19 protein-coding genes are annotated in these 18,576 nt (G+C 69.4%); 3 read left to right on the forward strand and 16 right to left on the reverse strand.

From position 1 onward, the window contains the following. The first annotated feature begins 5 nt into the window (after positions 1-5). Complete coding sequence (locus ACO057_RS14910; protein WP_421993093.1) at positions 6-431, forward strand: prepilin peptidase; 426 nt, start codon at positions 6-8, stop codon at positions 429-431. Between the two features lie 60 nt (positions 432-491). Here ACO057_RS14910 and ACO057_RS14915 read toward each other — a convergent pair whose 3' ends face one another. The 16 genes from ACO057_RS14915 to pqqA all read right to left on the reverse strand — a co-directional run bounded on the left by ACO057_RS14915 (position 492) and on the right by pqqA (position 16,137). After that, complete coding sequence (locus ACO057_RS14915) at positions 492-719, reverse strand: hypothetical protein (protein WP_421993095.1); 228 nt, start codon at positions 717-719, stop codon at positions 492-494. Position 720: 1 nt separating this feature from the next. Beyond that, positions 721-1,953 carry a 2-oxoglutarate dehydrogenase complex dihydrolipoyllysine-residue succinyltransferase gene (gene odhB, locus ACO057_RS14920; protein WP_421993097.1) on the reverse strand — a complete coding sequence of 411 codons (1,233 nt, stop codon included), beginning with the start codon at positions 1,951-1,953 and terminating at the stop codon, positions 721-723. 85 nt (positions 1,954-2,038) lie between these two features. Beyond that, positions 2,039-4,918: a 2-oxoglutarate dehydrogenase E1 component gene (locus ACO057_RS14925; RefSeq protein ID WP_421993099.1), complete on the reverse strand. Its 2,880-nt coding sequence runs from the start codon at positions 4,916-4,918 to the stop codon at positions 2,039-2,041. A gap of 131 nt (positions 4,919-5,049) precedes the next feature. Further along, a complete protein-coding gene (sucD, locus tag ACO057_RS14930; RefSeq protein ID WP_421993101.1) occupies positions 5,050-5,946 on the reverse strand; it encodes a succinate--CoA ligase subunit alpha in 897 nt (298 codons plus the stop codon). Positions 5,947-5,949: 3 nt separating this feature from the next. Then, entirely contained in the window at positions 5,950-7,143 is a 1,194-nt protein-coding gene (gene sucC, locus ACO057_RS14935) for an ADP-forming succinate--CoA ligase subunit beta (protein WP_421993103.1), read from the reverse strand. A 19-nt stretch (positions 7,144-7,162) separates the two neighbouring features. After that, positions 7,163-7,891: a metallophosphoesterase family protein gene (locus ACO057_RS14940; protein ID WP_421993105.1), complete on the reverse strand. Its 729-nt coding sequence runs from the start codon at positions 7,889-7,891 to the stop codon at positions 7,163-7,165. A gap of 20 nt (positions 7,892-7,911) precedes the next feature. Beyond that, on the reverse strand, positions 7,912-8,865 hold the full coding sequence (mdh, locus tag ACO057_RS14945) for a malate dehydrogenase (protein ID WP_421993107.1): 954 nt from the start codon (positions 8,863-8,865) through the stop codon (positions 7,912-7,914). Positions 8,866-9,207: 342 nt separating this feature from the next. Then, entirely contained in the window at positions 9,208-9,474 is a 267-nt protein-coding gene (locus ACO057_RS14950) for a hypothetical protein (RefSeq protein ID WP_421993109.1), read from the reverse strand. A 414-nt stretch (positions 9,475-9,888) separates the two neighbouring features. Further along, entirely contained in the window at positions 9,889-11,052 is a 1,164-nt protein-coding gene (gene zapE, locus ACO057_RS14955; RefSeq protein ID WP_421993111.1) for a cell division protein ZapE, read from the reverse strand. Between the two features lie 78 nt (positions 11,053-11,130). Then, entirely contained in the window at positions 11,131-11,721 is a 591-nt protein-coding gene (locus tag ACO057_RS14960) for a c-type cytochrome (RefSeq protein ID WP_421993113.1), read from the reverse strand. Then, the gene (locus ACO057_RS14965; RefSeq protein WP_421993115.1) at positions 11,718-12,935 is read right to left on the reverse strand and encodes a PQQ-dependent sugar dehydrogenase; all 1,218 of its coding nucleotides are present in this window, start codon (positions 12,933-12,935) and stop codon (positions 11,718-11,720) included. The genes ACO057_RS14960 and ACO057_RS14965 overlap by 4 nt, the downstream gene beginning before the upstream one ends. Before the next feature lie 85 nt (positions 12,936-13,020). Further along, entirely contained in the window at positions 13,021-14,097 is a 1,077-nt protein-coding gene (gene pqqE, locus ACO057_RS14970; RefSeq protein WP_421993117.1) for a pyrroloquinoline quinone biosynthesis protein PqqE, read from the reverse strand. Next, entirely contained in the window at positions 14,094-14,351 is a 258-nt protein-coding gene (gene pqqD / locus ACO057_RS14975; protein ID WP_421993119.1) for a pyrroloquinoline quinone biosynthesis peptide chaperone PqqD, read from the reverse strand. The genes pqqE and pqqD overlap by 4 nt, the downstream gene beginning before the upstream one ends. Beyond that, entirely contained in the window at positions 14,348-15,070 is a 723-nt protein-coding gene (gene pqqC, locus ACO057_RS14980) for a pyrroloquinoline-quinone synthase PqqC (protein WP_421993121.1), read from the reverse strand. The genes pqqD and pqqC overlap by 4 nt, the downstream gene beginning before the upstream one ends. Further along, positions 15,067-15,972: a pyrroloquinoline quinone biosynthesis protein PqqB gene (pqqB, locus tag ACO057_RS14985; RefSeq protein WP_421993123.1), complete on the reverse strand. Its 906-nt coding sequence runs from the start codon at positions 15,970-15,972 to the stop codon at positions 15,067-15,069. The genes pqqC and pqqB overlap by 4 nt, the downstream gene beginning before the upstream one ends. A gap of 36 nt (positions 15,973-16,008) precedes the next feature. Further along, on the reverse strand, positions 16,009-16,137 hold the full coding sequence (pqqA, locus tag ACO057_RS14990) for a pyrroloquinoline quinone precursor peptide PqqA (RefSeq protein WP_421993125.1): 129 nt from the start codon (positions 16,135-16,137) through the stop codon (positions 16,009-16,011). Positions 16,138-16,231: 94 nt separating this feature from the next. Between pqqA and ACO057_RS14995 the strand changes: the two genes are divergently transcribed. Both ACO057_RS14995 and ACO057_RS15000 read left to right on the forward strand, forming a co-directional pair. Next, entirely contained in the window at positions 16,232-17,263 is a 1,032-nt protein-coding gene (locus tag ACO057_RS14995) for an aspartate-semialdehyde dehydrogenase (protein WP_421993127.1), read from the forward strand. Positions 17,264-17,392: 129 nt separating this feature from the next. Further along, a partial coding sequence (locus ACO057_RS15000; RefSeq protein ID WP_421993129.1) for a hypothetical protein occupies positions 17,393-18,576 on the forward strand: 1,184 nt, incomplete at its 3' end.

Consider the following 18,576-nt stretch of genomic DNA (forward strand, 5'->3'; position numbering starts at 1 on the left):
TGGGCGTGAGCGCCGTGGATGGGATGACGGCGGCGGTGCTCGCCGTCCTCGCCGTCACCGACTTCCGCCGCCATCGCCTGCCCTGGCGATGGATGGCGGCGCTCGTCGCGCTCGCGCTGCTGAGCGCGGTGCTGAAGGGCGGCTGGATGGGTCTCGCGATCGCCCTGGTCTCGGGGCTCGTCGCGGCCCTGCCTTTCTGGACCCTGCGGCGACTTCTGCCGCGGGACGATGCGCGCTGGCGCCTGGGCGGCGGCGATCTGCGGTTGGCCTTCGCCCTGGGCGCCTGGCTCGGCGCGCTTCCGGCCCTGCTGCTGCTGGCGGTGGCGTCCGGACTGGCCGGGATCGCCGGCTTCGCCCTGAAACGGGCGCAGCCGCTCGGAACCTGGTGCGTGGCGGTCCTTGCGGGAGGGTGGCTGATGACCCGGCTCTGAACAGCAAAACGCCCTGGACCGCGGGGATCCAGGGCGTTTGCCTTCAGCTTATGCCGGGTCTCAGAACTCGCGGCGCGGCGGCCTGCGGTCGCGCGGCGGCGGCGGCGGAGCCGCGAGCTCCGCCTCCAGTTCCTTGATCTTCGTCTTCACGGAATCCCGCAGGGCCGGCGTCGCATGCGCCTTCATCCCCGCGAGCACTTCCTTGAGGTCACGAAGCTGCTTCTCCTTCTCGACGCGCGTGCGCGAGATGGGGCGGTTGTCGCTGAGCTGACCTTCACGTGAGCGCATCTCAGACGCCCAGCATGAGGCGGCGGGGATCCTCGATCGCTTCCTTCACGCGGACGAGGAAGGAGACGGCCTCCTTCCCATCCACGATCCGGTGATCGTAGGACAGCGCCAGGTACATCATCGGGCGGATCTCGATCTTGCCACCGACAGCCATCGGCCGCTCCTGGATCTTGTGCATGCCCAGGATGCCCGACTGCGGCGGGTTCAGAATGGGCGTGGACATCAGCGAGCCGTAGATGCCGCCATTGGTGATGGTGAAGCTGCCGCCCGCCATCTCCTCAAGCTTCAGCTGGCCGTCACGGACGCGCTTGCCGAAGTCGCCGATGCGCTTCTCGATCTCGGCGAAGCCCATGCCGTCGGCGTTGCGCAGCACCGGCACGACGAGGCCCGAGGGCCCGCCCACCGCGATGCCCATATGGACGGCCTTGCGGTAGATGACGGTATCGCTGCCCTCGATCTCGGCGTTCACCGCCGGGAATTCCTTCAGCGCGGCCACGCAGGCCGAGACGAAGAAGGACATGAAGCCGAGCTTCACGCCGTGGCGCTTCTCGAACTGGTCCTTGTACTCGGCGCGCATCGCCATCACCGCGCCCATATCCACCTCGTTGAAGGTGGTGAGCATGGCGGCGGTGTTCTGCGCCTCCTTCAGGCGGCGCGCGATGGTGGCGCGCAGGCGCGTCATCTTCACGCGCTCCTCGCCCGTGTCGAGCGCGCGCTCGACCTTGGGGGCGGCGGCGGCCGGCGCGGCGGCCGGGCGGCTGAGGAAGTCGAGCACGTCGCCCTTGGCGACGCGGCCGTCCTTGGCCGTGCCGGCGCCGATCTGCGCGGCGGTCACGTTGTTCTCGGCCATCAGCTTGGCCGCGGCGGGCAGCGGCGCCGGAGCCGAGGCGGGAGCGGCGCTCTTGTCCTCGGAGGCGGCGACCGAGCCGGCACCGGTGCCGGGCGGCTTGGCGGCGGCCGTGGACGCGGCGGCGGGCTTGGCCGCGGCGGCGCCCGAGCCGGCCGCGATGCTGCCGAGCAATGCGCCGGGCTCGACCTCGGCGCCCTGCTGGGCGGTGATCGCCTCCAGCACGCCGGCGACCGGCGCGGGCACCTCGACGGTGACCTTGTCGGTCTCGAGTTCGACCAGCGGCTCGTCGGCCGCCACGGCCTCTCCGGCCTGCTTGAGCCAACGCGCCACGGTCGCGGTGCTGACGCTTTCGCCCAGGGTGGGCACGAGGATATCGGTTGCCATGGTCTTCGCTCTATTCCTGGCCGGGTTGTAGTCCAGATGGGGATGGAACGTCAGCCGGAACCGGCCGACGTCCCGGCTTTTTCACTCAGAGGCCAAGGGCGCTCCGGACCAGCGCGTCCTGCTGGGCCTGATACACCTTGGCGAGACCGGTGGCCGGGCTCGCCGCCGCGTCGCGGCCCACGTAGTCCGGCCGCTTGGCCTTGATGTCGAGCGTCTTGAGCACGCCCTCGATCCGCCGGTCGACGAAGTTCCAGGCGCCGTTGTTCTCCGGCTCCTCCTGGCACCACACCACCTCGGCATTCTTGTAGGGCGCCAGGGCCTGGGCAAGGCTCTTTTCCGGGAAGGGGTAGATCTGCTCCAGGCGGATCAGCGCCACATCCGTGATGCCCTTGGCCTGCCGCTCCTGCAGCAGGTCGTAATAGACTTTGCCGGTGCAGAGGACGACGCGCTTCACCTTCTCCTCCGGGGCGATCGCCTCGACCTCTGGGATCACGTAGCGGAAGGCGCTGCCGGGGCCGAATTCGGCGAGGCTGCTGATGGCCAGCTTGTGCCGCAGCAGGCTCTTCGGCGTCATGATGACGAGCGGCTTGCGGTAATTGGCCTTCAGCTGGCGGCGCAGGGCGTGGAAGTAGTTGGCCGGGGTCGTGAAGTTGCAGACCCGGATGTTGCGCTCGGCGCAAAGCTGCAGATAGCGCTCCAGGCGGGCGGAGGAGTGCTCCGGCCCCTGCCCTTCCTGGCCGTGCGGCAGCAGCATCACGAGGCCCGACATGCGCAGCCACTTCGTCTCGCCCGAAGCGATGAACTGGTCGATGATGACCTGCGCGCCGTTGGCGAAATCGCCGAACTGCGCCTCCCACAGCACCAGGGTCTTGGGGTCGGCGAGCGAGTAGCCGTAGTCGAAGCCCAGCACGCCGAACTCGGCCAGCAGGGAGTTGAAGGCCTCGAACTTGGCCTGGCCCTCCTTGATGTTGTTCAGTGGCACGTATTCCGTCTGGCTCGCCTGATCGACCAGCACGGCATGGCGCTGGCTGAAGGTGCCGCGCTGCACGTCCTCGCCCGAGAGGCGGACGCGATGGCCTTCCAGCAGCAGGGTGCCGAAGGCGAGCGCCTCGCCGGTCGCCCAGTCGATGCCCTCGCCGCCCTCGATCGCGTTCTTCTTGGCTTCGAGCTGGCGGGTGATCTTCGGGTTGGCGCCGAAATCGGCCGGCACGCGGCAGAGCGCGCCGCCCACCTCGCGCAGCGTGTCGAGCGCCACGGCGGTCTCGTGCAGCTGCTCCGCGCCCTCGCCATTGCCGATGGCCTTGAGGCCGGACCAGTGGCCTTCCAGCCAGTCGGCCTTGTTGGGCTTGAAGCTGGCGGCGGCCTGGAAGGCGTCCTCCAGCTTGGCGAAGAAGCCGTCCTGGATCGCCGCGGCGTCCTCGGCCTTGAGGCTGCCCTCCGCGGCGAGACGATCGGCATAGAGGGTGCGCGTGGTCTTCATTTGCCGGATGCGGTTGTACATCACGGGCTGGGTGAAGGCGGGCTCGTCGCCCTCGTTATGGCCATGGCGGCGGTAGCAGACGATGTCGAGCACGACATCCGCCTGGAAGCGCATGCGGAACTCGGTGCAGAGCCGCGCGCACCACACCACCGCCTCGGGATCGTCGCCGTTCACGTGCAGGATCGGCGCCTGGACCGACTTGGCCACGTCCGTGCAGTAAAGGCCCGAATAGGCGTGCAGCGGAACGGTGGTGAAGCCGATCTGGTTGTTGGTCACGATGTGGATCGTGCCGCCGGTGCGGTAGCCGATGAGCTGGCTCATCGCCAGCGTCTCATAGACCAGGCCCTGGCCCGCGAAGGCCGCGTCGCCGTGCAGCAGGATGCCCATGACGCTGGTGCGCGTCTTGGTATCGCCCGCCTGGTCCTGCCGCGCGCGGACCTTGCCGGCCACGACGGGGTTCACCGCCTCGAGATGCGAGGGGTTGGGCTGCAGCGAGAGGTGGACGGTCTTGCCGTTGATCTCGATGTCGGTGGAGGTGCCCAGATGGTACTTCACGTCGCCCGAGCCCTGGACGTCGTCCGGCTTGAAGCTGGAGCCCTTGAACTCGGAGAAGACCTGCATGAAGGGCTTCTTCACCACGTTCACGAGCACGTTCAGCCGGCCGCGATGGGCCATGCCGATGACGACCTCGTTCACGCCCTGGCCCGCGCCCGTCTCGATGGTGGCCAGCACGGCGGGGATGGTGCTCTCGCCGCCCTCCAGGCCGAAGCGCTTGGTGCCGACATACTTCTTCGCGCAGAAGGCCTCGAAGCCCTCGGCCTCGGTGAGTTGGCTCAGGAGCTTGCGCTTCTCGGCGGCGTCGAAGCTGCCGGCCCAGGGGGCGCCCTCGATACGCTGCTGGATCCAGGACTTCTGGTCCGGATCCTGGATGTGCATGAACTCGACGCCGATATGGCCGCAATAGGTGGCCCGCAGGCGCTCCATGATCTGGCGGATCGTCGCCGTCTCGAGGCCGAGGACGTTGTCGATGAAGATCGGCCGGTCGAGATCGGCCTCCTCGAAGCCCCAGAACTTGGGCGAAAGCTCGGGATGGGCGGGCGTGACCTGCAGACCCAGCGGGTCGAGCTGCGCTTCCAGATGGCCGCGCACGCGGTAGGAGCGGATGAGCATCAGCGCGCGGATGCTGTCGAGCACCGAGCGGCGCGTGGCCTCCGGATCGGCGGCGGCGGCCTTGGCGGCCGGGGCGCCCTTGGGCGCGGGCTTCACCTCTTCCGCGGGCGCGAAGCCGCCGCGCGGGCGCGGGGCCCAGGATGCGCCCATCGCATCCGTCAGCACGGAGCGGGCGTCGTCGTTCAGGGCGCCGAAGAGCTCGGCGAAGGAGGGATCCACCTTCGTGGGATCCTCGATCCACCTGGCATAGGTGTCGGCGAGATACGCGGCGTTCGCCCCGTTCATCGCCCCAGCGAGGATGTCCACTCCGGCCATTTTCTTCGCTCCGTTCCGCATTTGCGCGGATGAGAATGCTATCTTCGGACCATATCGGCCCGATTGTGAAAACAATATGAGCCTTCGGGCGGGAAAGTGTTCCCCGCCCGAAGCAGATCAGCCCTTCGGCCTTAGCCCTTCAGGGCCCGGACCATGGTCGAGCCCAGCGAGGCCGGGCTGTCGGCGACATGGATGCCGGCGGCTGCCATCGCTTCCATCTTCGCCGCGGCCGTGTCCTGGCCGCCCGAGATGACCGCGCCGGCATGGCCCATGCGGCGGCCCGGAGGGGCCGTGGCGCCGGCGATGAAGCCGACGACGGGCTTGTTGGGCTTGCCGGGGCCGAAATTCTCGCTCTTGAGGAACTCGGCCGCGAGGATCTCGGACTGGCCGCCGATCTCGCCGATCATGATCAGCGACTTCGTCTCCTCGTCGGCCATGAACAGCTCGAGCACGTCGATGAAGTCCATGCCCTTCACGGGGTCGCCGCCGATGCCCACGCAGGTGGACTGGCCGAGGCCGGCCGCCGTGGTCTGCGCCACCGCCTCATAGGTCAGCGTGCCCGAGCGGGACACGATGCCGACCGAACCGCGGCGATGGATGTGGCCGGGCATGATGCCGATCTTGCAGGCATCCGGCGTGATGACGCCCGGGCAGTTCGGCCCGACCAGGATCGACTCCGAACCATCCAGCGCGCGCTTCACCTTCACCATGTCGAGGACGGGGATGCCCTCGGTGATGCAGATGATCAGCGGGACCTCGGCGTCGATCGCCTCCAGGATGGAGTCGGCCGCGAAGGCCGCGGGCACGTAGATGACCGAGGCGTTGGCGCCGGTCTTCTCGCGGCACTCGATGACCGTGTTGAAGACGGGCAGGTTGAGCGAGGGGTGCATCGTGCCGCCCTTGCCCGGCGTCACGCCGCCCACATAGTTGGAGCCATAGGCGATGCCCTGGCTGGCGTGGAAGGTGCCCTGGGCTCCGGTGAAGCCCTGGGTCATCACCTTCGTGTTCTTGTCGATGAGAATGGCCATGGTTCAGGCCCCCTTCACGGCAGCGACGGCCTTTTGGGCGGCGTCGGCGAGGTTGTCGGCCGAGGTGATGGTCAGCCCGCTCTCGGCCAGGATCTTCTTGCCCAGCTCGACATTGGTGCCCTCGAGGCGAACGATCAGCGGCACGCTCAGCTTGAGGTTCTTGCTGGCTTCCACGATGCCGGTGGCGATCATGTCGCACTTGGCGATGCCGCCGAAGATGTTGACCAGGATCGCCTTCACATTCACGTCCGAGGTGATGATCCGGAACGCCTCGGTGACGCGCGCCGCATCCGCGGTGCCGCCCACATCGAGGAAGTTCGCCGGGGACGAGCCGTAGAGCTTGATGATGTCCATCGTCGCCATGGCCAGGCCCGCGCCGTTCACCATGCAGCCGATCTCGCCGTCGAGCGCCACGTAGTTCAGCTCGTGGTTGACGGCGTCCAGCTCCTTGGGGTCCATCTCGCTGTCGTCGCGCAGGGCCTCGAGGTCCTTGTGGCGGAACAGCGCGCTGTCGTCGAAGGAGACCTTGGCGTCCAGCGCCACGATGTCGCCCGCGCCGGTCACGACCAGCGGGTTGATCTCGACGATGGCGCAGTCGAGCTCGAGGAAGGCGCCGTAGAGCGACGTCACGAACTTCACGAAGCTGGCGACCTGCTTGCCCTCGAGGCCGAGGCCGAAGGCGAGCTTACGGGCATGGTAGGGGAAGAGGCCCGAAGCCGGGTCGATCGCGACCTTGAGGATCTTCTCGGGGTGGTTCTCGGCCACCTCCTCGATCTCCATGCCGCCCTCGGTGGAGGCCATGACGGTGAGGCGCGAGGTCTCGCGGTCGATCAGCAGGCCGAGATACAGCTCGCGCTTGATGTCGCAGCCGTCCTCGACATAGACGCGGCTGACGACCTTGCCGGCCTCGCCCGTCTGCTTGGTGACCAGCGTCTTGCCGATCATCGCCTCGGCGGCGGCCTTGGCATCGGCGATCGACTTCACGACGCGGACGCCGCCCTTGCCGTTCGGATCCTCGGCGAAGCGGCCGGCGCCGCGGCCGCCCGCATGGATCTGCGACTTCACCACATAGACGGGCCCGGGCAGCTTCTTCGCTGCCTCCTCGGCCTCGGCGGCCGTCCAGGCCACATGTCCTTCGAGAACCGCAACGCCGTAGCGGCGCAGCAGCTCCTTCGCCTGATATTCGTGGATGTTCATGGGTGGGGGATCCTCAAGCTCAATCCATAGTGCCAGTGGCCAGCGACTGCGACCAGTCGGCCCGGCCGTTGCGGAACGCCTCGGCGGAGGCGGCGTCCCAGTCGTATTCCTCGGCGTTGAACTGCACCTGCCACTCCGTTCCACGACGCTCCAGCAGGGCCCATCGGGCGTGCGGCGTGCCGGCTTCCATGCGGTGGAAGAAGGGGGTGAAGTCCTTATAGGCGGGCTGCCCGACCGACCCGGGGTTCACGATCGTCCGCCCGTCGGGCAGGCGCATGAGCCGGGCGCGGTGGGTATGGGCGGTGAGCACGAGGGTCTCGCCGGCCGGCGCGGGCAGCAGGGCCGCGACCTCGGCGGGGCGACGTTCACGGATCCCGTGCTCGGTCGCCTCATGCATCACATAGGCAAGATCATCGTCGGGCAGGGCATGCATGGCCAGGATGCCATCCGCCCGCCAGCTCTCCGGGCGGGCGCCGAGCGCCTCGCGCTGGGCCGCGTCGAGGCGGGAGCGGGTGAAGACGTCGGTCGCGCCGAGCGTCTCGGGCGCGTCGAAGGCCACCCAGCGATCGTGGTTGCCGCGAAGGGCGGCGACCGAGCCGCAATTCGCCAGCATGTCGAAGCTTTCGGCCGGCCAGAGCGGGCCGGACACCGCATCGCCGAGCTCGACCAGAAGGTCGGGCGCGGCGCGCGATACGGCGGCCAGCACCGCCGCCAGAGCCAGGCGGTTGCCGTGAACATCAGCGATCACGGCAAGCCGCATGGCTTGTCTCAGACTCCCAGCGCCTTGAAGTCGGCGATGAGCTTCTTCACGGCGTCGCAGGACTTGTCGAAGGCGGCCTTCTCCTCGGGGAGGAATTCGACCTCGACGATCTTCTCCACGCCGCCGGCGCCGATGACGACCGGCACGCCGACATAGAAGTCCTTCATGCCGTATTCGCCGTTCAGCATCACGGCGCAGGGCAGGACGCGCTTCTTGTCCTTCAGATAGGACTCGGCCATCGCGACGGCCGAGGCGGCGGGGGCGTAGAAGGCCGAGCCGCGCTCGAGCAGCTTCACGATCTCGCCGCCGCCATTGGCGGTGCGGTTCACGATCGCGTCGATCTTCTCCTGCGTCGTCCAGCCCATCTTGATCAGGTCGGGGACGGGGATGCCGGCAACGGTCGAGTAGCGCGTCAGCGGCACCATGGTGTCGCCGTGGCCGCCCAGCACGAAGGCCGTCACGTCCTCTACGGAAACGCCGAACTCTTCGGCGAGGAACAGGCGGAAGCGGCTGCTGTCCAGCACGCCGGCCATGCCGACGACCTTATGGGCGGGCAGGCCCGACTTCTGCTGCAGCGCCCAGACCATGACGTCGAGCGGGTTCGTGATGCAGATCACGAAGGCGTTCGGCGCGTAGGTCTTGATGCCCTCCGCGACCTGGCCCATCACGCCGGCGTTCTTGGTCAGCAGGTCGTCGCGGCTCATGCCCGGCATGCGCGGGAAGCCGGCGGTGACGATGATGACGTCCGCGTCCTTGATGGCGGCATAGTCGGAACCGCCCGACATGGCGCTGTCGAAGCCGTCGACGGGGCTGGACTGCATGATGTCCAGCGCCTTGCCGGCGGCGACACCGCCGAAGACGTCGAACATGACGACGTCGCCCAGCTCCTTCAGGCCGATGAGATGGGCGAGCGTGCCGCCAATATTACCGGCGCCGATGAGGGCGATCTTGCTACGGGCCATGGGGGTTCCCTGAATGCCTTGCGAACGCGGGAGAGTTACTCCCGCGCCGCCAACCGGGCAAGGCGTCGCGATTCGGGCCCGAACGACTATTCAGCCCAGCCGAATACCGAGCGGAATCGAAGCGGCCTGGCCAGCGGAAATGCGGCCGCGCGGCGACCGCCCCAAAGAGAGAGGGCCGGTCAGCCAGGGGCGGCTCGGATTGTCGGTCGGAGGAACAGGGGCGCGGCGGCCGGCAGGGCGGCGCATCGGACGGCCCCTCAGATCGCCGGAACGAGGCCCAGCGCATCGGAGGCGTGCGGCATATTCGTCAGGGCGGCGCAGCGCCGCCCCGACGCGCGTTGCCTAGAGCGGAACGCAGCGCGTGATGTCGTTGTGGCCAACGGCCATGGTGGCGATCGTGCCATCCGGGCAGGCGGACTGGCTCATCGCGGCCGGGGTGAGGCCACCGGTCCAGCGCATCAGATCGCCGCCGCCGCGCGAGGCGGTGGTGGTGCAGTTGCGGCGGCCGTTGCGCACGGAGCAGGAGGCCATGGCGGTCCGCACGCCGCGAACCTGCGTGGTGGCGGCATAGCGGCCATAGGGCACGGCGGCGGCCACGCGGCTGTTCACGGCGCGGTTGCCGCGGGCGTCACGGCCGCGACCGGACCGCTGGGCCGTGGCATGGCGCGACGGCGAAGAAGAACGTGCGGCGGTGGCGCGACCACGGTTACCGGCGCGCGTTGCAGAGGCGGTGGTGGAGCGCGCCGCGGCAGGCCTGGCGGCGGTGGGGCGTGCAGCAGCAGGACGGGCGGCCTGCCGGCCGGAAGCCGGTCGGGATTGGCTGGAGGACTGAGCCGTCGTCCTGGCGTCCGTGCGGGCCGAAGCCTCCACCGGCGCGAGAGCCGCCAACAAGCACAGGCCCAAAAGGCCCCCGATCAGTTTCCGCATGAATCCCCCGATTCCCCTTCCGCCGGCCTGAAAATCACGCAACACACGCGACCCGGATGCGCGACAGACGCGACACTTGTGTTACGGCGTATTACGTCAGGCTAGGTGAGGCAACCCCAAATAGTCCTGGCTCTGCATTTCCATGAGGCGCGAGGCGGTGCGTTCGAACATCGCGGCGTTCTCTCCCTGCGCATAAAGAAGGTCCGGTCCGGCCTCCGCCGAGGCCACCAGCTTGCAGCGATGCTCGTAGAGCGCGTCGATCAGCGTGATGAAGCGCCGCGCCTTGTCGAAGTTGTCCGGCCCGAGTCGCGGGATGCCGTCCAGCACCAGGGTGTGGAAATGCGTGGCGATGGCGAGATAGTCGGCCGGGCCGAGCGGGCGGCCGCAGAGGTCATCAAAGGAGGTCCGCGCCACGCCGCGCGCCGCCTCCCCCACCGGGACGGCGCGGCCCAGCACCTGCAGGCTGGCCGGCTCGCCGTGGCGGGCGCCCGTCAGCTCCAGGAAGGCCGCGTCCAGCTCGCGCTCCGAACGGCCGTTCACCGGGAAATGCCAGGTGGGCAGGCCGCGGATGCGCTCGCGCCGGTAGTCCTGGGCGGATTCCAGATAGAGCACCTCCACCCGCGACTGGATCAGCGCGATGAAGGGCAGGAAGGCATCCCGGCCGGGCTTGCCCTTGAAGAGGTCCTGCGGGGCGGTGTTGCTGGTCGCCACCATCACCACGCCACGGGCGAAGAGCGCCTCGAAGAGGCGGCCCAGGATCATCGCATCGGTGATGTCATGGACCTGGAATTCGTCGAAGCAGAGCAGCGAGGCCTCGCCGGCGATCTGGTCGGCGAGCGGGGGAATGGGGTCGTCGGCGCCGGGATTGGCGCGGCGCCAGGCGTGGATGCGCCCGTGCGCCTCCTGCATGAAGGCGTGGAAGTGGATGCGCCGCTTGCGCGCGACCTCGGCCGTGTCGAAGAAAAGATCCATCAGCATGGACTTCCCCCGGCCGACGGCGCCGACGAGATACAGCCCCTCCGGCGCGCCCTCGGGCGCCGCGAGGTCGCCCGAGCCGCGCTTGCCGCCGAAGAGCTTGCCGAGGAAGCCGCGCGGCTCCGGCGCGGTGGGCTTGGGATCATAGCCGCGCAGGTTGCGCCAGAGCGTCTGCAGGATCTCGGCGGCATGGGCCTGGGCGGGGTCCGCGCGCAGGGCGCCCTCGGCGACGCGGGCGCGATAAACCGCGAGCGGACCGGCGGTCTGGGGGATCAGGGAATCCATGGGCAGCAGGGATAGACCGGGTGCCGCGGCGGCTCAACTCGCCTTCCCGCAGCGCAGCACCCGCCTCAGGACCAGGACTCAGTCCTGCTGCGCCAGGTAATGCGCGATGGCCGCGATATCGGCGTTGGAAAGCCCGACGACCGCGCCGTTCATCTGCGTGTCGGCGCCGGCGCGCCGGCCTTCCCGGTACTCGATCATCGAGCGGGCCAGGAATTCCTCGCGCTGGGCGGCGATGCGCGGAATCTGCGCCCGGCCGCCGAAGTCCGCGACATGGCACACGCCGCAATTGCGCGGCCCGATGAGCGCCTGGCCGGCGGCGAAGAGCGCCGCGTCGCGCGCGCGGCGATCCTCCGGCGGGCCGGGTCGCAGGCTGGCGAAGAAGGCGGCAAGGTCCTCGATGTCGCGATCGGGCATATTGGCCGCGAAATCGTTCATCGGCGGCACCTGCCGGATGCCCTCGCGGAACAGGATCATCTGCAGCGTGATGAAATCCGCCGGCTGCCCGGCGAGGGAGGGAATGTCCTCCGTCTGGCTGCGACCGTTCTCACCGTGGCAGGCCACGCAGCTCTGGGCGGCGAGCTCGGCGCCGCGCCGGGCATCCTGCGCCAGCGCGGACTCAGGCGTGGCGGCGGCCAGGACGGCCGCCGCCACCAGTGCAAGAAGCCTCACTGGCGATAGGTGATGCGGTAGATGGCACCCATCTGCTCGTCCGCGACGAGCATCGATCCGTCGCGCAGCACCTGGACATCGGCCGGGCGGCCGAGGAAGCGCTGATTGGCCTCATCCAGCAGGCCGGTCATGAAGGGCTCGACGCTCGTGACATTGCCCTGCGCGTCGAGCTTGGCGACCGCCACGTCATAGCCGCTCAGCCGCTCCCGGTTCCACGAGCCGCGGCGGGCGATGAAGATCTGGTTGCGATACTGCTCGGGGAACATGGTGCCGGTGTAGAAGCGCATCCCCAGCGGCGCGACATGGCCGCCGAGCAAAGCGGCCGGCTGCGCGAATTCGCTGCAGTTGCGCCCGGCATTCTCCTGAGGATCGGCCCAGCTGCCGACGCAGAAAGGATAGCCGTGGTCCTCGCCGGCGCGGCGGACGCGGATGAGCGTGTCGTTCGGCACGTCGTTGCCGGCCCAGTCGCGGCCGTGGTTGGTGGCCCAGAGCTCCCGCGTCACGGGGTGATGCGCGAGGCCCACGCTGTTGCGCACGCCGCGCGCCTCGATGCGCCGGTCGCTGCCATCGGGATTGAAGGAGACCAGCAGCGCGAAGCGCTCGCGGTCGATGCTGCAGATGTTGCAGGGCGCTCCGACGTTCGTGTAGATCCGCCCGTCCGGGCCGAGCGACGCGACCTTCCAGAAATGGTTGCCGCCGTGATCGGCCTCGCCCGGCAGGCCGAAGGCCTGGGTCAGCTCCACCGGCGCGGGGACGTTGTCGAGATTGGCCTCGATGTTGTCGAAGCGCAGCACCCGGTTCAGCGCGAGCACGAAGAGGTTGTTGCCCACCATCACGATACCGTTGGGGTTGTTCAGCCCCTGCGCGATGACGCGCGTGCGCGTGGTGCCGTCGGGATTGCGGGTGATGGCATAGACGCGGCCGATCACGCGGCTGCCGGCGAAGATGGTGCCGTTCGGCCCTTCCGCCATGGCGCGCGCGCCGGGAATGCCATGCGCGAAGACGGCCGCGGAGAAGCCCTGCGGCAGGCGGAGCGCGGCCACCGGCAGGCGCTCGACCGGTGTCACCGTCAGCGTCGGTCCGTGCGGCGCTAGGGCGGAGCCTTCAGGGCGGCCCACGGCCCATCCGGGAACGGCGGGGGCGGCTTGTTGCGCGAGGGCCGGACCGGCGATCAGCGCCGCGACCATGCCGAGCAGAAGGCGTTTCATGGACATGTATTTTCTCCCTGCTGCCCTCAGGGCATGCGGCAGGATGGAATGACGAAAACTTCAGGCTTGCAAGCCCGGAGTTCGCACGCCGTCAGGAGAATTCGCGGTAGCGGAACCGGGTCTCGCCGGCTTCGGCCACGGCGGCGGCCAGCAGCCCGTGATCGGGCGAGAGCGCGCAGGCCGGATCGGTCTTGGCGGCGTCGCCGGTCAGCGCGAAGGCCTGGCAGCGGCAGCCGCCCCAGTCGCGCTCGGCATGGGCGCAGCCCTGGCAGGGCTTGGGCATCCAGGCGGTGCCGCGATACGCGTTGAAGGCGTCGCTCCCGGTCCAGGCGGCTTCCAGCGAGTTGTCCCGGATATTGGGAAAGCGCATCCCCGTAATGGATTTCGCGGCATGGCAGGGCAGCACCTCGCCCATCGGCGAGACGGCCAGGAAGCGCCGCCCCCAGCCGCCCATGCAGGCCTTGGGCCTTGCCGCGTGGTAATCCGGCACGACGTAGTCGATGACGAGCCGCCCGCGATGCGCGGCCCGCGCGGCGTCCACGATGCGCGTCGCGTCGTCGAGCTGTTCGCGCGTGGGCAGCAGCGCGTCGCGATTGGCCAAGGCCCAGCCGTAATACTGCACATGCGCGACCTCGAGCCGCTGTGCCCCCCAATCCAGCGCGATCCCGATCAGCTGCGGCAGGTTGTGCAAGTTCTGCCGGTGCACCACGGCATTGAGCGTGAGCGGCAGGCCCGAGGCGCGCACCAGCGCGGCCGCCTGGCGCTTCTTCTCCTGGGCCCCGCGCATTCCGCCGATGCGTTCGGCCCCGGCCTCGTCGGCGTCCTGGACGGAGAGCTGCACATGGTCGAGCCCGGCCTCGACGAGGCGCGCCATCAGCCGCGCATCCAGCAGCACGCCGGCGGTGATGAGGTTGCTGTAGAGCCCGGCCGCGCGGGCGGCGGCCGTGATCTCGACGATGTCACGCCGCGCGGTGGGCTCGCCGCCGGAGAGGTGGAGCTGCAGGCAGCCCAGCGCCGCCGCCTCGCGGAAGACGCGCGCCCATTCCTCCGTCGACAGCTCCTCCCGCGCGCGGGCCAGTTCCACGGGGTTGGAGCAATAGGGACAGCGCAGCGGGCAGCGATGCGTGAGCTCCGCGAGCAGGGCCAGCGGCGGCTCGATCGCGCTCATTCCCGCAGCGCGCCCTTGGCGATGAGGTCGCGCAGCATCTCGGCGACATCGGCGCCGATCTCCTCGGCCGGAGCCGCGAATTTTTCCGCGAGCAGGGCCACGATGGCGGCCTCGTCGCGCACGCCGTCCACGAGGCGCAGGACTTCCAGGCCGGTGTCGTCGGGGATGAACATCCGTTCCGGCGCCATCACGATCCAGCGCGAGCGGGCCTTGTCCTCGTGCAGGCGGACGCCGGGGGCAAACTTCGGAATCACGGCCGCCAGGCACCGGGCGGCGGCAGGCCGGGCGCCACATAAGCGAAGTGCAGCGCGTCGAGCTGCGCCCAGAGCAGGTCGCATTTGAAGCGCAGCGCGGCGAGGCAGAGCTCCTGCTTCTCGCGCGTATTGGCATGCTGCTTCACATAGCCGAGCGCGAAATCCACGTCCTGCGGCGCCTGGGTGAGGCGCGGCGTGAAATAGGCGAGCGTCTCCTCGCTCACGAAGTCGTAGCCGCGCAGCATGCCGGCGACGCGCTCCTGGATGATGTTGGGCGAGAACATCTCCGTCAGCGAGGAGGCGATGGCCTCCAGCACGCTGCGCTCGCGCACGAAATGGACATAGGCGTCCACGGCATAGCGGGTGCCCGGCAGCAGCCCCGTGAGCGAGACGACGTAGTCGCGATCGAGACCGAGGCTGTCGGTCAGCACCAGCCAGCGCTCGACGCCGCCCGGCGCGGAGCCGTCGCCGTCATGGTCCTCGATGCGGCGGCGCCATTCGCGGCGCAGATCGGTGGTGGGCAGGCGCGCCAGCAGCGAGGCGTCCTTCGCGGGAATGCTCGCCTGGTAATAATAGCGGTTCAGCGCCCAGGCCTGGACCTGCGCCTTGCTCAGCTTCCCCGTGTGCAGCAGCCGGTGGAAGGGATGGAGGATGTGATAGCGCTGGGCGCCGATCGCGCGCAGTTCCGCTTCCAGTTCCCCGGGGCTGAGCAAAGTCACAAGGTGATCTCCATCCCGTCCTCGGCGACGGCCCAGCCTTGCGCGGCGAGATGCGCGCGCTCGGGGCTGTCCTCCAGCAAGGCGGGGTTCGTGTTGTTGAGATGGACGTAGATGCGGCGCCGCACGCCGAGCCCCGCGAAGGACTCCAGCGAACCGCCCGGCCCGGCGATCGGCATATGGCCCATGCGGCGGCCGGTCTTGGGCCCGGCGCCGGCCGCGATCATCTCGTCATCGGTGAAGAGCGTGCCGTCGAACATCACGCATTCCGCGCCGCGCAGGCGATCCGACAGCGCGGGCGTCATCATCGCGCAGCCGGGGATATAGTGCAGCGTCGCGCCGCCGGCGGAAATCGCAAGGCCCACCGCCTCGCCGTCCTCGACCACGCCCGGATCCGCGCCGGTCTCGGCGAAGAGCGGCACCTTTCCCGGCACCGGATAGGCCTCGAAGGTCAGGCCGGGCGCGGGGGTGAAGGGGGCGTTCAGCGCCATCTCCTCGCGCGTCACGAAATCGGGATTCAGCGCCCGGAAGATGGGGTTTTCCGCCAGCACCGCCAGCCCCGGCGCCGCCGCGAAGAGCCGGAAGGGCTCGCGCTCGCGCAGGGTCAGCAGCCCGGCCAAGGTATCGACCTCGGCGCCCGTCAGCACCACGGCCGCGATGGGCGAGTTGCGCAGCGGTTCGGGGCGGGGATGCAGCGCCGGGGTGGCGGCGATCTGCTGGCGCAGGTCGGGCGAGGCGTTGACCACCACCCAGTTCTCGCCATCCGCGCTCACGGCCAGCGAGGCCTGGCTGCGCGGCTTGGCCATGGCATTGCCGGCGCGCGCGCGCCGGCAACCCGGGCCGGCGGAATTCCATTGCGGGAAGCCACCTCCGGCCCCCGCGCCCAGCACGATCGCGCGCAACATAGGATGGGGCCCGGGCTCGGGAGCCCGGGCGGCGCCTCAGCCGATCTCGGCGCAGGCGTAGCTGTTGATCTCGAGGGCCAGCGACACTTCGACGATGCGGGGCTTTTTCCAGGCCATGACGAATTCTCCCGATTTGGGCCGGCAGGGCGCCGGCCTTGCGAACATGGCGGCATTGCCACGATCTATCAAGAACCTCCGTCGCTGGACGGGGTTGAGCCCGAGGGCGTAAAGCCGCCCCTGTCCTTCAGGAGATGTTGCCATGGCCTATCGGGTCGCGATCGTGGGTGCCACCGGGGCGGTGGGCCGCGAGCTGCTGAAGATCCTGGCCGAGCGGAAATTCCCCGTCTCGGAGGTGATCGCCCTCGCCTCCTTCCGCTCCGTCGGCCAGCTGGTGAGCTTCGGCGACGACGAGGTGCTGAAGATCCGCAACCTCGAGACCTTTGACTTCACCGGCACGGATATCGCGCTGTTCAGCCCGGCGGCGGCCGTCTCGGCCATCCATGCGCCGCGCGCCGCCGAGCAGGGCTGCGTGGTCATCGACAACACCAGCGAGTTCCGCATGGAGCCGGGCGTGCCGCTGGTGGTGCCCGAGGTGAACCCCCAGGCCCTGGCCCGCTTCCGCAAGCGCAACATCATCGCCAACCCCAATTGCAGCACCATCCAGATGGTGGTCGCGCTCAAGCCGCTGCACGACATCGCGAAGATCAAGCGCGTCGTGGTCTCGACCTATCAGTCCGTCTCGGGCGCGGGGAAGGAGGGCATGGACGAGCTCTTCAACCAGACCAAGGGCAGCTTCGTGCACGATCAGCCCACGATCGAGCAGTTCACCAAGCCCATCGCCTTCAACGTCATCCCCCATATCGACAAGTTCGTGGAGGACGGCGCCACGAAGGAGGAGTGGAAGATGTCGGTCGAGACGCGCAAGATTCTCGATCCCGACATCCAGGTCATCGCCACCTGCGTGCGCGTGCCCGTCTTCATCGGTCATGCCGAGGCGATCCATGTCGAGTTCGAGAGCCCGATCTCCGTGGCCCAGGCTTTGGTGGCGCTTAAGAAGGCGCCGGGCATCTCGGTCTTCGACAAGCGCGAGGACGGCGGATACATCACCCCGCTGGACGCGGCCGGCGACGACGAGGTCTTCGTCTCGCGCCTGCGCAAGGACCCGACCGTGCCGCATGGCCTGGCCTTCTGGTGCGTGGCCGACAACCTGCGCAAGGGTGCGGCGCTCAACGCCGTGCAGATCGCCGAGGAACTGCACCGGCAGGGTCTTCTGAAGAAGCAGAGCGCCTGAGGGGAAAATGCGGGGGCAATGTCCCCCGCGCCCACTTTCAGGAGGCAATGCCTAGGATTTACTTCCTGATTTTTCTTGCAAACTAGAACAAAATAAGAACATAAAGGCCTCCCAGCCCGGAGGCCTCCCTTGCCCAACGTCCTCGCCACCCCCGCGAAAATCCTCCTCTCCGGACTGGCCTGCGTGCTGACGCTGTTCGCGGCACGGATGGCGGGGCTGAGCCCCGAAGCCTTGCTCGCGGCCCCGGGCAGTCTTGCCGCGTTGCTGGTCTTCCTGGTCGGCATCGGCTTCGCGGTCTTCCTCTGGTGGCTCGCCTCGCGCTGCTTCCTGCTGCTGCGCGACCCCGCCACCACCCCCGAGCAGATCGCCGCCCTGCGCGACCTGCCCCTCGCCTTGCCCGAGGGCACGGTGCGCGCCGTGCTCGCTTTGATCGTGGGGGTGATCGGCCTGCCGCTGCTCCTCTTCAGCCAGACGCTCGCGCTGAACGACGCCATCGCCGGCTATGTGAACGGCATCATCGCCGGCGTCTTCGGTTTCTACTTCGGCGCCCGCTCCACCACGCCCGAGGCCCAGGCCGCCAGGCGCCTAGGCGATGCGCTGGAGGGCCAGCATCGCGCCAACGAGGTGCTGCGCAGCAGCGAGGCCGCCGCCCGCGACGCCGCCGCCCAGGCCGGCCAGCCCTCCCGCATCGCCGAGGCCATGGCCAGCCTGGAGCGCCATCTCGCCGTCGCCCGCCTCCTGGTCCAGCGCTTCGGCCCCGCCCTGCCCGCCGGCGTCATCTCCGCCCAGGCGGACAGCTGGCTGGACCAGGCCGAGCAGGCGCTGGGCGCGGCCCGCGCCCTCGGCGGCCAGGCCGATCCCGCCGCGCTCCAGACCGCGGCCGCGACGCTGACCGGGCGCGACGGCCCCCTCGCCTCGCTGCTGCGGGCCGCCGCGCCCCTGCTGCCCGCGGCGGCTGGCGGGCCTTTGGCGGGGGTGGCGATGCTGCTGGGGCTCGGCTGGAACCTCGGCTCGGCCGCCTGGCGCCGCTTCCGCGCCCAGCTGCTCGATGCGCCGCATGATCCGGCGCTCTTCGAGCCGGGCGCCATCACCCCCGCCTCGGCCGAGTTGCGCCTGGCCCACGCGCCGATCTTCGCGCGGCTTTTCACCCCGCGCCTCGCCGAGGCCGGCTTTCTCGCCGGCCTGCTCGACACCTGCCTGCGCGAGGACGCGGCGGACCGGCTCTGGGCGCGCTACCCCGGCTTCGCCAGCCCGGCCGAGGCCGCCCAAGGCCTCGCCGATTTCCGCCGCGCCTTGCTGGAGGAGCGCGTGGA

Origin of the sequence: Roseococcus sp., assembly GCF_965227005.1 — a bacterium.
In the GTDB taxonomy this organism is placed as follows: domain Bacteria; phylum Pseudomonadota; class Alphaproteobacteria; order Acetobacterales; family Acetobacteraceae; genus Roseococcus.